14 protein-coding genes are annotated in these 14,466 nt (G+C 60.8%); 4 read left to right on the top strand and 10 right to left on the bottom strand.

The features are described 5' to 3' along the window. Both JWQ61_RS03920 and JWQ61_RS03915 read left to right on the top strand, forming a co-directional pair. Positions 1–950 (top strand): deoxyguanosinetriphosphate triphosphohydrolase (locus JWQ61_RS03920; RefSeq protein WP_304359363.1); only part of this gene is annotated, 950 nt, incomplete at its 5' end. 99 nt (positions 951–1,049) lie between these two features. Then, complete coding sequence (locus JWQ61_RS03915; protein WP_304359362.1) at positions 1,050–1,739, top strand: DUF4197 domain-containing protein; 690 nt, start codon at positions 1,050–1,052, stop codon at positions 1,737–1,739. A 121-nt stretch (positions 1,740–1,860) separates the two neighbouring features. Here the strand turns inward: JWQ61_RS03915 and raiA are convergent, their stop codons facing one another. The 7 genes from raiA to JWQ61_RS03880 all read right to left on the bottom strand — a co-directional run bounded on the left by raiA (position 1,861) and on the right by JWQ61_RS03880 (position 7,525). Next, positions 1,861–2,214 carry a ribosome-associated translation inhibitor RaiA gene (gene raiA, locus JWQ61_RS03910; RefSeq protein ID WP_014004453.1) on the bottom strand — a complete coding sequence of 118 codons (354 nt, stop codon included), beginning with the start codon at positions 2,212–2,214 and terminating at the stop codon, positions 1,861–1,863. Between the two features lie 156 nt (positions 2,215–2,370). After that, on the bottom strand, positions 2,371–3,852 hold the full coding sequence (locus JWQ61_RS03905) for an RNA polymerase factor sigma-54 (RefSeq protein ID WP_304359361.1): 1,482 nt from the start codon (positions 3,850–3,852) through the stop codon (positions 2,371–2,373). 118 nt (positions 3,853–3,970) lie between these two features. Then, a complete protein-coding gene (gene lptB / locus JWQ61_RS03900) occupies positions 3,971–4,720 on the bottom strand; it encodes an LPS export ABC transporter ATP-binding protein (RefSeq protein ID WP_304359365.1) in 750 nt (249 codons plus the stop codon). 8 nt (positions 4,721–4,728) lie between these two features. Continuing rightward, a complete protein-coding gene (gene lptA / locus JWQ61_RS03895; protein WP_183081829.1) occupies positions 4,729–5,271 on the bottom strand; it encodes a lipopolysaccharide transport periplasmic protein LptA in 543 nt (180 codons plus the stop codon). Positions 5,272–5,322: 51 nt separating this feature from the next. Then, positions 5,323–5,916: an LPS export ABC transporter periplasmic protein LptC gene (gene lptC, locus JWQ61_RS03890; protein ID WP_304359360.1), complete on the bottom strand. Its 594-nt coding sequence runs from the start codon at positions 5,914–5,916 to the stop codon at positions 5,323–5,325. Continuing rightward, entirely contained in the window at positions 5,913–6,494 is a 582-nt protein-coding gene (locus tag JWQ61_RS03885) for an HAD family hydrolase (protein ID WP_304359359.1), read from the bottom strand. Before JWQ61_RS03885 ends, lptC begins: the two co-directional genes overlap by 4 nt. Continuing rightward, the gene (locus tag JWQ61_RS03880) at positions 6,494–7,525 is read right to left on the bottom strand and encodes an SIS domain-containing protein (protein ID WP_304359358.1); all 1,032 of its coding nucleotides are present in this window, start codon (positions 7,523–7,525) and stop codon (positions 6,494–6,496) included. The genes JWQ61_RS03885 and JWQ61_RS03880 overlap by 1 nt, the downstream gene beginning before the upstream one ends. Positions 7,526–7,690: 165 nt before the next feature. Here JWQ61_RS03880 and JWQ61_RS03875 point away from each other — a divergent pair, with 165 nt between their 5' ends. Together JWQ61_RS03875 and JWQ61_RS03870 are read left to right on the top strand one after the other, a co-directional pair. Then, on the top strand, positions 7,691–9,715 hold the full coding sequence (locus JWQ61_RS03875; protein WP_304359364.1) for a cation:proton antiporter: 2,025 nt from the start codon (positions 7,691–7,693) through the stop codon (positions 9,713–9,715). 75 nt (positions 9,716–9,790) lie between these two features. Beyond that, the gene (locus JWQ61_RS03870) at positions 9,791–10,957 is read left to right on the top strand and encodes a PepSY domain-containing protein (RefSeq protein WP_304359357.1); all 1,167 of its coding nucleotides are present in this window, start codon (positions 9,791–9,793) and stop codon (positions 10,955–10,957) included. A gap of 11 nt (positions 10,958–10,968) precedes the next feature. On the opposite strand, the gene JWQ61_RS03865 is transcribed toward JWQ61_RS03870, so the two are convergent. The 3 genes from JWQ61_RS03865 to uvrA form a co-directional block, all read right to left on the bottom strand. Further along, entirely contained in the window at positions 10,969–12,189 is a 1,221-nt protein-coding gene (locus tag JWQ61_RS03865; protein ID WP_304359356.1) for an NAD(P)/FAD-dependent oxidoreductase, read from the bottom strand. A 23-nt stretch (positions 12,190–12,212) separates the two neighbouring features. Beyond that, the gene (locus JWQ61_RS03860) at positions 12,213–12,992 is read right to left on the bottom strand and encodes a phytanoyl-CoA dioxygenase family protein (RefSeq protein ID WP_304359355.1); all 780 of its coding nucleotides are present in this window, start codon (positions 12,990–12,992) and stop codon (positions 12,213–12,215) included. A gap of 50 nt (positions 12,993–13,042) precedes the next feature. Next, the coding region (gene uvrA, locus JWQ61_RS03855; RefSeq protein WP_304359354.1) for an excinuclease ABC subunit UvrA at positions 13,043–14,466 on the bottom strand (1,424 nt) is incomplete at its 5' end.

The following is a 14,466-nucleotide window of genomic DNA, read 5'->3' as shown; positions in this document are numbered from 1 at the left end:
TGACGCACAGCATCGAAGTGGCGCAGATCGCGCGCTCGATTGCGCGCAACCTGCAGTTGAACGAAGACCTGGTGGAAGCGATTTCGCTGGCCCACGACCTGGGACATACGCCATTCGGCCATGCCGGCCAGGATGCCTTGAATGACTGCATGGAGGGCCATGGCGGCTTCGAACACAATCTGCAGAGCCTGCGTGTGGTCGACCAGCTGGAACAGCGCTACGGCGCGTTTGACGGCTTGAACCTGATGTTTGAGACCCGCGAGGGCATCCTGAAGCACTGTTCGCTGGCCAACGCCAAGAAACTGGGCGACATCGGCGAGCGCTTCATACAGCGCAAGCAGCCGAGCCTGGAGGCGCAAGTGGCCAACCTCGCCGACGAGATCGCCTATAACAACCACGATGTCGACGACGGCCTGCGCTCAGGCTTGCTGACGCTGGAGCAGATGAACCAGATCGATTTCTACGGGAAACATAGCCGCGAGGTCGAGCAGCTGTTCCCGGGCCTGAGCGGGCGCCGTGCGATCAACGAAACGGTGCGGCGCATGATCAACGCCCTGATTACCGACCTGATCCAGACCTCGCAGCAGCGGATCCTGGATGCCGGCCTGCAGAGCGTCGACGACGTGCGCAATGCGCCGCCCCTGATCGCCTTCTCCGATGGCATGGCGCAACAGGCAGCCTTGCTGAAACGCTTCCTGCGCGAAAACCTGTACCGCCATTACCTGGTCAATCGCATGACCGCCAAGGCGGGCCGCATCGTCGCCGAACTGTATGCCTGTTTCAGCGCCGAACCGACCCTGCTGCCGCCCGACTATCAGCTAGGCCACGCCGATACCGCCGGCGCCAACTCGCAGGCGCGCGCGATTGCCGATTACATCGCCGGCATGACCGACCGTTATGCGATCCGCGAGCACAGGCGCCTGTTCCTGGTGGACGAAGGCCATCTTTAATTGATATTCGTGCAGCAAGGCGATTTTTAGCTTCTTGATCTAATCGCAACAAACTGGGTTAGACTTTGTCGTTATCCATATAACTTCATGAGGATCACTATGCGACGCATATACCAAACGGCAGTGACTTTGACCCTGGCGGCAGCGGCTTCCGCAGCGCTGGCTTTATCGCTAAGCGACCTGAGCAACCAGGACGCCAGCAGCGGCCTGAAAGCCGCATTGCAAAAAGGCGCGGATGTTGCAGTATCCAAGCTTGGCGTCGAGAACGGTTTCCTGAATAACGACAAGGTCAAGATCGGCTTGCCCAGCGTGCTCGATAAAGCCATGCCGCTGTTGCGGATGACCGGCCAGGGGCAGAAGCTGGATGACCTGGTGGTGTCGATGAACCATGCCGCGGAACAGGCGGTGCCGCTGGCCAAGCCCTTGCTGTTGAATGCGGTCAAATCGATGTCGGTCACGGATGCAAAAAATATCCTGACCGGCGGCGATACCTCGGTGACCGATTTCTTCAAGCAAAAGACTTCGGCGCAACTGGGCCAGAAATTCCTGCCTATCGTCAAAGGCGTGACCGACCGCAACGGCCTGTCGGCGCAATACAATTCGGTCATGGGACAAGTCGGCAAGTCTGGCATGGTGCCAGCCCAGCAGAGTACGGTGGAAGGTTATGTCACGCAGCGCGCGCTGGACGGCCTGTACACCATCATCGGCGATGAAGAGAAAGCCATACGCCAGGATCCGGTGGGCGCCGGCAGCGCGATTATCGGCAAGGTGTTCGGCGCATTGAAGTAAAAGCGCCTTGCAACGATAAACAATAAGATAAACGATAATACAGTTTGATAATAACAAAGGGCGCATTGACTGCGCCCTTGTTCATTTATTGGCGCGAGCCACACAGCTCGCGCAGGCCGGATCAGGTCGCGGCGGCGGGGAGTTCTTCCGGCAGGTGCTTGATGGCATCGTGCTGGTGGTCTTGCATCTTGTCCTTGTACTTGATCACCTGGCGATCGAGCTTGTCGATCAGGGCATCGATGGCGGCATAAAGATCGTGGGCGATGCTTTCGGCATGCAAATCTTTTCCTTTTACGCGCAGATTGATTTCCGCTTTTTGGCGCTTTTCTTTTTCAGTAATCTTGTCGACGGTCAGGATCACGCTGATATCGATGACCTGGTCGAAATGGCGTTTGATACGCTCTAGTTTGCTTTGTACGTATTCGCGAATGGCAGGGGTTAACTCGAGGTGATGCCCACTGATGGTGAAGTTCATACAGCGCTCCTATCAAGAATATTGCTGGCGGTCCGGAGCAGGATACGCAGGATCTTTAAGCGGACGGTTCACTACAAACTGTCCTGGCAAGAACCAATGAAACCCGCTTGGTCAGCACACAGCAAGGGTAAGCTTTACAATCAAACCAGAAAAAAACTACAAGGCTTTGCGTAAATTAACTGACGGAATTTTCAGTGCTTCGCGATATTTTGCGACGGTGCGGCGGGCAACCACCATACCTTGTTCCGCAAGCATGTCGGCAATCTTGCTGTCAGAGAAAGGATTTTTTGTATCTTCCGCTCCTATCAATTGCTTAATGAGTGCCCTGATTGCCGTTGAGGAAGCCTCTCCACCTGCCTCAGTAGCAACATGGCTGCCGAAGAAATACTTCAGTTCAAACATCCCGTGGGGAGTGAGCATGTATTTCTGAGTGGTTACACGAGAAATAGTACTCTCGTGTAGTCCCAGTGTATCAGCTATTTCACGCAACACAAGCGGCCGCATGGCGACCGCCCCGTGCGAAAAGAAATTCCTCTGGCGCTCGACGATCGCCTGCGCCACGCGCAGGATGGTGTCGAATCGCTGCCGCATATTCTTGATCAGCCACTTGGCTTCCTGCAGCTGCGAAGTGAGGGCGCCGTCGCCCTTGCTTTGCTTGAGAATGTTGGCATACAGGACATTTACCCTGAGCCTTGGCATGACGTCATTGTTGAGCATCACCTGCCAACCCTGCTTGCTGCGCCTGACGATCACATCCGGCACCACATAGTCAGAAGTATTGGCGGCGAACGGCGCGCCCGGATGCGGATTGCACTGCTTGATGACGGCCTGCGCCTCGCGCAGGTCCTCATCGTCGCAGTCGAGCGCCTTCTTGATTTTATTGAAATCGCGTTGCGCAAAAAGCATGAGATGGTCTTGTACGATCGCCAACGCCAGGCGGCGCGTGACAAATGGCACTTTGATAAAACGCTTGATCTGCAAGCCCAGGCATTCCGCCGCATTGCGAGCGCCGACGCCGGCCGGGTCGAAACTCTGCACCATCTTCAGCGCCGTCGACAGTTCTTCGATAGCGATTTCCAGTTCCGGCGGCAGGCGCTCCAGGATCTCCTCCAGCGATTCTTCCAGGTAGCCGTTGTCGTCCAGCGCATCGATGGTCAGCTCGACCAGCGCCCGGTCGCGTATGTCGTTCAGCGTCTCGCGCATCTGCTGCAGCAGGTGTTCGCGCAGCGTGCATTCGTGGGCTTCCAGCTGCGGCCGCGCATCTTCGTCGTCCGGCGTCTTTGAGCTGCGCGCGACATCGTCGAAACTCCATTCGCTGTCGCCGTTTTCCGGACCGCTTTCGGCGGCCGGCGGCGTGTCCAGCCCGGCTTCGCTTTCGCTTGGCGAGCTGCTCACTTCGCTGTCGCCCACCGGCGCGTCCATGGTTGAGGTGGTGCCGCTGATGGCGCCGTCCGCCAGCAGGCGCACTGAGTTATCGAGCGGATCGTCGACCCGTTCCAGCAGCGGATTGTCCGACAGGATCTGTTCCAGCTCCTGGTGCAGTTCGAGCGTAGACAATTGCAGCAGCCGGATGGACTGCTGCAACTGGGGTGTCAGCGCAAGATGCTGCGAGGTGCGTAGCTGGAGTGATTGTTTCATGGCTTCCGTGCAGACAATTCACTTGTATGTTTCACTTGCATTTCTTTGTTCGGGGCAGGCTGCCGCCGCAGCGCGGCGAATTGCTTGTCCCCGACCGTTCAGTTGCAACCCGATGAAGCTACATGCGGAAATGCTCGCCCAGGTACACGCGCCGCACCGACTCGTCGGCGATGATGTCGTCCGGACTGCCGCTGGCCAGCACGCTGCCTTGGTTGATGATGTAGGCGCGGTCGCAGATGCCGAGTGTCTCGCGCACATTGTGGTCGGTGATCAGCACACCGATGCCGCGTTCCTTGAGGAAGCGGACGATGCGCTGGATTTCGATCACGGCGATCGGATCGATCCCGGCAAACGGTTCGTCCAGCAGCACGAAGCGGGGATTGGTGGCTAGCGCGCGGGCGATTTCGACACGCCGGCGTTCACCGCCGGACAATGAAAGCGCCTGGTTTTCACGCAGTTTTTCGATTTGCAGTTCATGCAGCAGTTTCTGCAGCTGTTCGTCGATCTCAGCCTTGGTGAGCGGCTTGCCGTTGGGTCGCTGCAGCTCCAGCACGGCGCGGATATTGTCTTCCACCGTCAGCTTGCGGAATACCGATGCTTCTTGCGGCAGGTACGATAGGCCGAGCACTGCGCGCCTGTGGATCGGCAAACGCGAAATGTCGACGCCGTCGAGGTCGATCTCGCCGCCGTCCGACGGCACCAGGCCGACGATCATGTAGAACGAGGTAGTCTTGCCGGCGCCGTTGGGGCCAAGCAGTCCGACCACTTCGCCGCAACGGACTTCCAGCGAAACATCGTGCACCACCTGGCGTGCGCCGTAGCTTTTTTGCAGGCCTTTGACGATCAGGGTGCTGGGAGCGCTGCTCATCGTGGCGCTCATTGCGGTGCCTTCGGGCGCGGCTGTATCACGGCGCGTATGCGTCCGGCGCCCGGCTGGCTGTTGCCGTTGACGGTATTGTTGACCGAATAGAACTCAGTGCGGCTGTCATACGAAATGAACTCGCCGTTGACTTCGTCGGTCGGCTTGTCGCCTTGCAGGCGGCGCATCTGCGCCTTCGAGAACAGCTTGGTGATTTCAGTCTTGCCGTCGTATTCGATCCGTTCCGCATGGCCATCGATCCACAGGTCCGGACCGCCGTCGCGTTTTTGCTTGAACGTGGCGAGTTTTCCCGGATCCGCGTACAGGGTGGCGAACTGGTAGCCAGACGGATCGGTGGTGACCACCACGCGGTCGGCTTTCATCAGCAGCGTACCGCGCGTCAGGACCACGTTGCCGGTGGCGACATTGACCTGTTTGACGTCGTCATAGGTGAGCTGGTCGGAATCGATCAGCGTCGGTTTCTCGGAGTCTGCTTTTTCTGCGTGCGCCAGGTTCATGGCGCTTAGCAACAGCAGGGATATGAAAAATATTCGTTTCATGAAAAATCCTGGATAAAGGATAGAGCTATGTGCATAAAATAAGTTGCCGGATCAGCGAGGTTTTGGCGGGAACACGCCATGCACCTTGCTGAACATTTTCAGTACCCGCGTGGAATTATTGAAATCCATGCCGGTGCCGTGCAATACCGATTGTCCCAGCGTCATTTCCACCGGCTTGTCGGATTGCATGACATCGTCGTCGGGCAGCAGCAGCAGGTATTCGGATTTCAGGTGGAAATTGTCGGCCTGCGGTGTTTTCGGCCGGTCTGCATTGACGTTGCCGTACAAATGCACCTTGCTGTTGTTGTCTTCAATCTTGCCGCGGTCGGCGCGCAGGTTCATCGGCGGCTTTTCCTTGTCCAGGCTATGGATCAGTGGCTTTTGCACGTCAAATGAATCGTCCCCCGGATTGTGAGTCAGCAGGTCGCCCGCGATGTTGTAGCGCGGCTGCCCGGTGGGCGACATCTGCACGTAGTTGAAATGCTCGACGAAATAATCCGGCGCGGTGCGCGTCACTTTCGGCAGCAGGTCTTCGGTATTCTTGTGCATCACTTGCACCAGCCAGAAACTGCCGAGCGCCAGCAGGATGAACAATATCAGCAGCAGCAGGAAACGGAAGCGGTAAGTGGAGCGCAGGTTTTTCATGCGATGCCTGACGGTGTGGTGCGCAGGTACGACGCCAGCGTGGCGGCGTAGGTATTTTGCGCTTGCATGATCAGGTCGCAGATTTCACGCGCGGCGCCATGGCCGCCGCCGGCCTGGGTGACGTAGTGCACGCGGCTCCTGACATCGGCATGGCCGTTGGGCACGCTGACGGCGAAACCGACTTGCGACAGGATCGGCAAGTCGATCACATCGTCGCCGATAAAACCGCAGGCATCCGGCGCCAGCTGCAGCTGCTCCAGCAATTTGACGAAAGCCGCATGCTTGTCGTGCACACCCTGCTGCACATGGGCGATGCCGAGGTCGCTGGCGCGCCGGCTGACAATCGCCGACTGCCGTGCACTGATGATGGCGGTGGCGACGCCGCTTTGCTGCAGCTGCTTGATGCCATGGCCGTCGAGCGCGTTAAAGCGCTTGAGCTGTTCGCCGTCGGCGCCGTACAGCAGGCCGCCGTCGGTCAGGATGCCGTCGACGTCAAATATCATCAGGCGCACCCGCGCCGCGCGCGCTGTCAGGTCGGCAGGGTCGGCAATTCTGCCGTGCTTGGCCGGGGTCGTCATCAGATCACCTTGGCGCGCGTCAGGTCATGGATATGCAGCGCGCCGACCAGCATGCCGGTGGCGTCGGTCACCAGCAGCTGGTTGATGCGGAACTGCTCCATCATGTGCACCGCGTCGACCGCCAGCTGGTCCGGGCCTATGCTGTGCGGATTGGCGTGCATGACGTCGGCGATCTTCAGCTTGGTGAAATCCTGCACCTGTTCGATCAGGCGCCGCAGGTCACCGTCGGTAAAGACGCCGATGGCATGGAATTTTTCATCCACCACGGCGGTCATGGCGATGCCCTTGCGGGTGATTTCCAGCAGCGCAGTTGACAGCGGCACGTCGGCGGTCACCGCCGGAATCGCTTCGCCGCCGCGCATGACGTCGCGCACGTGGGTCAGCAGGCGCCGTCCGAGGGCGCCGCCGGGATGGGAGCGGGCGAAATCCTCTTCGCGGAAGCCGCGCGCGTCCAGCAGCGCCACTGCAAGCGCGTCGCCCATCGCCAGCGTGGCGGTGGTGCTGGCGGTCGGCGCCAGGTTCAGCGGACAGGCTTCCTGGTCGACCTTGACGTCCAGGTGCACATTGGCCAGCTGCGCCAGCGCCGAATCCTGGTTGCCGGTCATCGCAATCAGGCTGGCGCCCATGCGCTTGATGATAGGTACGATCGCCATCAGTTCCGCTGTTTCGCCGGAATTCGAAATGGCGATGAAAGCATCGTCCTCGGTCACCATGCCGAGGTCGCCGTGCGCCGCTTCGGCCGGATGGATGAACAGGGCAGGGGTGCCGGTAGAGGCCAGCGTGGCGGCGATCTTGCGCGCGATATGGCCGGATTTTCCTATCCCGGACACCACCACCCGGCCGCGGCAATTGAGCAGCAAGGCAATCGCCTGGGCAAAAGGATCGTCGATAGCGTCGGAAATCCTGTTCTTTAATGCGATGATGGCATCGGCTTCGATTTGCAGGGTGCTGCGAGCAAGCTTCAGCGCACGGCCGGCGTCGAATGACTTGGGCAGGGTTTGGGGCAAAATTTTGGTATCGGTTAGACTCATCCCGAAAGTATAAACGAAATCGCAAAGCAAAAAACTTGCCAGTCCCGATCGGCTTCAATTAATCTGTCTTCAGTCCTAAGTATGGTGTTTCGCAAACAATGAAACGCTGCACCGGTTGGCGTTGTTGCAACATAATGTTGATATTGAAATAATTATTTACCAATGATGCTTACCGGACTAGAACTGACCATCTTGCTGCTCGGCTCCGCCGTACTGGGGGTGGTGGCTTTTCGCAGCTTCCACTTGCCGCCCATGCTGGGCTACCTGGTGGTGGGGATCCTGATCGGCCCGCACGCGCTCGGCTTTGCCGAAGACAACGCCACCACCCACGCGCTGGCGGAATTCGGCGTGGTGTTCCTGATGTTTTCGATCGGCCTCGAGTTTTCGCTGCCGAAACTGACGGCGATGCGGCATATCGTGTTCGGCCTGGGCATGGCCCAGGTGGTATTGACCATAGGCGCCACCATGCTGTTCAGCTGGCTGATGGCGCTGATCCTGCCGCAGCTCACCAATATCAGCTGGCAGGCTGCGTTCGCCCTGGGCGGGGCGCTCACCATGTCTTCCACGGCCATCGTGTCGAAGCTGCTGACGGAACGCATGGAACTGGAAAGCGAACACGGCCGCCGCATCATCGGCATCCTGTTGTTCCAGGACCTGGCGCTGGTGCCCTTGCTGATCGTGGTGCCGGCGCTGGCCGAACATAACGGCAACCTGCTGGCGACGCTGGCCTGGGCCAGCGGCAAGGCGGTGCTGGTGCTGGCGCTGCTGCTGTTCTTCGGCCAGAAGGTGATGCGGCGCTGGTTCCAGATCGTGGTGCGGCGCCGCTCGCAGGAGCTGTTCATGCTGAACCTGCTGCTGGTTACGCTGGCCTCGGCCTGGATTACCGAGCGCGCCGGCCTATCGCTGGCGCTGGGGGCGTTCATCGCCGGCATGCTGATTTCGGAAACCGAATACAAGCATCAGGTGGAAGAAGACATCAAATCGTTCCGGGATGTGTTGCTGGGCCTGTTCTTCATCACCATCGGCATGCTGCTCAACCTGCGCCTGGTGATCGAACACTGGTGGCTGGTATTGCTGCTGCTGGCCGGGCCGGTGTTCCTCAAGTTCGTGCTGATTACGGCGCTGGCAAAACTCTTCCGTGCTTCCACCGGCGTGGCGCTGCGCACCGGCCTGGCGCTGGCGCAGGCGGGGGAGTTCGGTTTTGTGCTGCTGAACCAGGCCGGCGGCCTGCAGCTGGTCGATCCTTTGCTGGTGCAGCTGATCCTGGCGTCGATGGTGCTGTCGATGCTGGCCGCGCCGTTCATCCTGGCCAAGTCCGACGCCATCGTGATGAAGCTGTCTTCCAGCGAATGGATGATGCAATCGCTGGCCTTGACCCAGATCGCCACCCGCACCATGGCCACCAAGAAGCACGTGATCATCGCCGGTTTCGGCCGGAGCGGCCAGAGCCTGGCCAAGCTGCTGGAAGAAGAAGGCATCGATTACCATGCGCTGGATCTCGATCCGGACCGGGTGCGCGACGCGCGCGCTGCCGGCGCCCATGTTTCGTACGGCGACGCCTCGCGCCGCGAAAGCCTGGTAGCGGCCGGCGTGCATCGCGCCGCCGCCCTGGTGATCACCTATGCCAGCACGCCCTCCGCCCTGAAAGTACTGCACCATGTGAGCGAGCTGGCGCCGGCATTGCCGGTGATCGTGCGCAGCTACGACGATACCGATCTCGACCAGCTGCGCGCCGCCGGCGCCACCGAAGTGGTGCCGGAAGCCCTGGAAGGCAGCCTGATGCTGGCCTCGCATGCGCTGGTCATGCTGGGAGTGCCCTTGCGCCGCGTGGTGCACCGGGTGCAGGCGACGCGCGACGAGCGTTATGCTGCCTTGCGCGGGTTTTTCCATGGCATCGACGATGCACAGGATGGCGCCGACCATTTGCAGGTGCGGCTGCACTCGGTAGCCCTGCCGGAAGGCGCGCGCGCCATCGGCCGTTCGCTGGCCTGGCTAGGCTTGCCGGAAATGGGCGCCGAGATCACCGCCCTGCGGCGCGGACGCAGCGGTATTCTTCTTACACCGGAGGTAGTGTTGCAGGCAGGCGACATCGTCGTCCTGCGCGGTGCGGCCGATGCCATCTCTCGTGCAGAGGGGCGTTTGCTGCAAGCTTGGACCAGCACCAGCCAGCACAGCGTCGAAGATATTTGAAATAATACCCATTCTCATTCAATCGACATTTACAATACAGGCTTTGCGTAAGTTAAATTAAGCGGGTTTGTAATTGTGAAAAAAGCAATACGTCATTGGTTGGTCAAGCTGCACCGCTACAGCGGCTTGCTGCTGTCCTTGTTTATTGTCATGGCGGGCCTGACCGGGGCGGCGCTGGCGTTTAACGACGACATCGATGCCTGGCTCAATCCGCAGTTCTACCATCTCAGCCCCAGCTCCAGTGCCAGCGGCAGCCGGCAGACTATCGATGCCCTGGCGGCCAAGGTGGAGCACGATTACCCGCATGCAAAGCTGGGATTTTTCGCCATGGAGCAGGACCCCAACGCGCCGCTCCAGGCCAAACTGCGGCCGCGCAAGCCGAACGATGAGCTGGTGATGGATACGGTGTTTATCGATCCGGTCACGGCGACCGTGGTCGGCGAACGCAATACCAAGGCAGTCGGCCTGGCGCCGCAGAACCTGATGCCTTTCCTGTTCCGCCTGCATCGTTATCTGTTGCTGGACAAGCCCGGCGCCATCATCTCCGGCAGCCTCGGCCTGCTGTGGCTGGCGACGCTGCTGATCGGCTTCGCGCTAGCCTGGCCCCGCCATCGCAAGGGCTGGGGCAAGGCGCTGTCAATCAAGCGCGGCGCCGGCGGTTTCCGCCTGATGTATGACTTGCATCGTACAGTCGGCCTGGTGGCCGGGGTGCTGCTGGTGATCACCGCTTTTACCGGCGCCGTGATGAACCTGCCGGACGTGGCCCGTCCACTGGTGTCCAGCCTGTCGCCGTTGACGCCGCCGCCGAAGGAAGTCGCCAAGTCGCTGGCCACCGAGAGCAAGCAACAGATCAGCTGGCAGCAGGCGCTGGCTTCGGCGCAGGCCAGCATGCCGAGCGCTACTCCGGCGCGCATCGCGCGCGACGACAAACACGGCATCTATCAGATCCGCATGCGCAAGGCGGATGACATCCAGGACAGCGGCAGCGTACGCGTATTTGTCGATGCTGCCGACGGCCATGTGCTGCGCGCGCTCGATCCATTGACAGGCTCGGGCGGCGATGCCTTCATCGGCGTGCAATACGGTTTGCATACCGGCCAGATACTGGGTTTGCCGGGCAAGATACTGGTTGCCTTCATGGGTTTCCTGCCGCTGCTGTTCATGATTACCGGCATCGCCATCTGGCTGAAAAAACGCAAATCGGAAACGATTGTGCGCGCCCGCCATCTGCGCCAGGCCTGATCGTTTCCCTGTTATTTCGACTGCCGCAAGCGGCCATAGATCCAGCCGGTCTTGCTGCCGCTGAGCGTCAGCGCCATCTGCTGGCGCGCCACCGGCAGGCGGCAGATCGGACCCAAGGCGATATCGCGCAAGGTGCTGGCAATACGTGAATCGGACTGGAAGAACGGCGTCAGCAACTTGCTGGCGCCCTGGTAATAACGCAGGTGGGGCCGCCGCCGTTGCGAATACAGCGCCAGCGCCGGTTCTACCGCAGAATTCTCGGCAAAACATTGCGCCAGCGTCATGGCATCGACCAACGCCAGGTTGGCGCCTTGTCCCAGTTGCGGACTGGTGGCATGGGCGCAATCGCCGATGCAGACTATCCGGCCATGGTGCCAGTGGCGCATCTGCACATCGGCATAGCGCGCGAAGGTGAGCTGTTCCGGCCTTTGTATGTGTTCCAGCACTGGCGCTATCGGCGGCGCCAGCGCCAGTACGGTTTGTTTCCACGCCGCCAGGCCCTGTTCCTGCCAGTGCGGCAGGCGATCCGCGCGCAAGCTCCAGAACAGGCTGAGAATCGGCTGCGTCATTTCCTGATAGGCGAATCCGGTCGGCATCAATCCCAGCATTTGCTGCGCATGGCGGAACCATTGGCGCAAGCTGCCCTGGGTCAAGCCATCGTCTGGCACCAGCGCCCATAATGCACCCCAGGGATAGGGCGTCACTTTTTGCGGAATCGCCAGCGCTGCGCGCAAGTCGGAGCGGGTGCCATCGGCAATCACGGCGCAGTCGAATTCACCGGCCTCGGCCTCGCTGCTGCCAGGCGCCGGATCGCGGGAAAACAACAGAGCCTGGCCGCCGCGCTGCTCTATGCGCGAGATGTTGACGCCGCTGCAAACCTTGACGGCGACCGTCTTCAGCGCTTCCCACAACACGGAAAACAAGGCGCCGCGATGCAGGCCGAGGCCGAACGACTGCGCATCATGGTGGCGGTAACGCACATCCAGCACCGTGCGGCCGCCGGCCGTGGTGCCGAACAGGCGGTCGTTGCGGGCGCCGTGCGCCAAGATAGGCTCAAGCAGTCCGAGCGCATCCAGCACGTGCATGCCGGTAGGCTGCAGCAGGATGCCGGCGCCGACCGCGGTCGGCTGCGCCACGCGCTCGAACAGTGTGACCTGATGGCCGGCGCGCGCCAGGAACAGCGCGCTGGCGGCGCCCGCGGTGCCGCCGCCGATGATGGCTATACGCTGCATGCTGGGAATGTCCCGAAGTGAGATTAGCTGCTTAGCAGGATATCTTCCGAGGCGGCGGAGCGGCTGCCGGGCACGGGGGGATTGCTTTGCCCGTGATAGGCAAACACCACCGATTCCTTGACGGTTTCGGTATTGTTGCGGCCGGCGGCATGGAACAGGCCGCTATGGAAAAACACCACGTCACCCTGTTGCAGTTCGACCGATTTCCCTTGCGCAAACAGGGCCTGGTTGGCCGCCACTTCGGGGCGCAGGAAATCCAGCTCATCCATTTGCTCGGGTTTGATGTCGAAGCGGTGCGAGCCTGGAATGAAGCGCAGGCCGCCATTGTTCGCGTTTTCGCTGTCCAGCGCCAGCCATACCGAAATCAGTTCGTTGCGCGGAAACGACCAGTAGCGGATATCGCGATGCCAGCCGGTCGCGGTGCCGAAGTGCGGATGTTTGGTCATCACGCAGTTATGGTGGGACAAGGTCAGGCAGACCGCTTCGCCCAGCAGCAGTTCCAGCATCGCCACCAGTTGCGGATTGCGGGCCCAGGCGCGATAGCTGTCGTCGCGCTGGTAGGCATTGCGCAGGCGCCGCGCGGTGCGGCCGCCGGCGCTGTCAAGCGACTTCGGCGCGCCGGCATAACCGACTTCGGATTCGTATTCCAGCGGCGCCACTGCCTGCGCCAGGTGGGCGTTTGTGGTGGCCGCCATCAGATCGCAGTCGGCGGCCGGGACCAGGCGCGGCAAGATCAGATAACCATCTTTTTCGAAAGCGTCAATCTGCGCTGCGGACAGCGCCGGGGTGGTATTGGTAGACATCGTTATCTCGTTATTGCACCGCCCGGCTTCGCGGGCCGGGCAGTGTCTGTTTATTTTTTCTTAGGTTTTTCCAGCAATGGCCCCAGGTACTTGCCGGTAACGCTGGCCGGGTTCGCCGCCACCTGCTCCGGCGTGCCGGTAGCGATGATGCGGCCGCCGCCGGCGCCGCCTTCCGGACCGAGGTCGATCAGCCAGTCGGCGGTCTTGATGACATCCAGGTTGTGCTCGATGATGACCACGGTATTGCCCTGATTGCGCAGGCGGTGGATCACTTTTAATAGTAGGTCGATGTCGTGGAAGTGCAAGCCGGTAGTCGGCTCATCCAGGATATACAGGGTACGGCCGGTATCGCGCTTGGACAGTTCCAGCGACAGCTTGACGCGCTGTGCCTCGCCGCCGGACAGTGTAGTGGCGCTCTGGCCGAGGCGGATGTAGCCGAGGCCGACATCCAGCAGCGTATGCAGCTTGCGTGCAATCACCGGCACCGGCTTGAAGAATTCATAGGCTTCTTCCACCGTCATACCCAGCACTTCGGTGATGCTCTTGCCCTTGTAGTGCACTTCCAGCGTTTCGCGGTTGTAGCGTTTGCCGTGGCAGACGTCGCACGGCACGTAGACATCCGGCAGGAAGTGCATTTCGACCTTGATCACGCCGTCGCCCTGGCAGGCTTCGCAGCGGCCGCCCTTGACGTTGAACGAGAAACGGCCGGCGTTGTAGCCGCGTTCCTTGGCCATCGGCACGGTCGAAAACAGGTCGCGGATCGGCGTGAACAAGCCGGTGTAAGTGGCCGGATTGGAGCGCGGCGTGCGGCCGATAGGAGCCTGGTCGACCGAGATCACCTTGTCGAAATGCTCCAGTCCGCCGATCGATTCATGCGCCGCCGGTTCCGCCTGCGAACCGTACAGATGACGCGCTGCGGCGTGGTACAGGGTGTCGTTGACCAGCGTCGACTTGCCCGAACCGGAAACGCCGGTGACGCAGGTCAGCAAGCCGACCGGCAGGTTCATCGTGACGTTCTTCAGGTTGTTGCCGGTGGCGCCGGTGATGATGAACTGGCGGTCCGGGTCGGCCGGCGTGCGTTTCTCCGGCACGGCGATTTTCAAGGTGCCGTTGAGGTACTTTGCGGTCAGCGATTTCTTGCTTTTGAGGATCTGCTCCAGCGTGCCTTCGGCGATGACTTCGCCGCCATGTATGCCAGCGCCCAGGCCCATGTCGACCACATAGTCGGCGGTGCGGATCGCGTCTTCATCGTGTTCCACCACCAGCACGCTGTTGCCGATGTCGCGCAGGTGGCGCAGGGTTTCGATCAGGCGGTCGTTATCGCGCTGGTGCAAGCCGATCGACGGCTCGTCCAGCACGTACATGACGCCGGTCAGGCCGGAGCCGATCTGCGAAGCCAGGCGGATGCGCTGCGCTTCGCCGCCGGACAAGGTGTCGGCGCTGCGTTCCAGCGACAGGTAATCGAGGCCGACGT

This window comes from Collimonas fungivorans, assembly GCF_028292705.1.
Lineage (GTDB): Bacteria > Pseudomonadota > Gammaproteobacteria > Burkholderiales > Burkholderiaceae_D > Collimonas > Collimonas fungivorans_B.
This window is presented reverse-complemented; position numbering and strand designations above follow the sequence as displayed.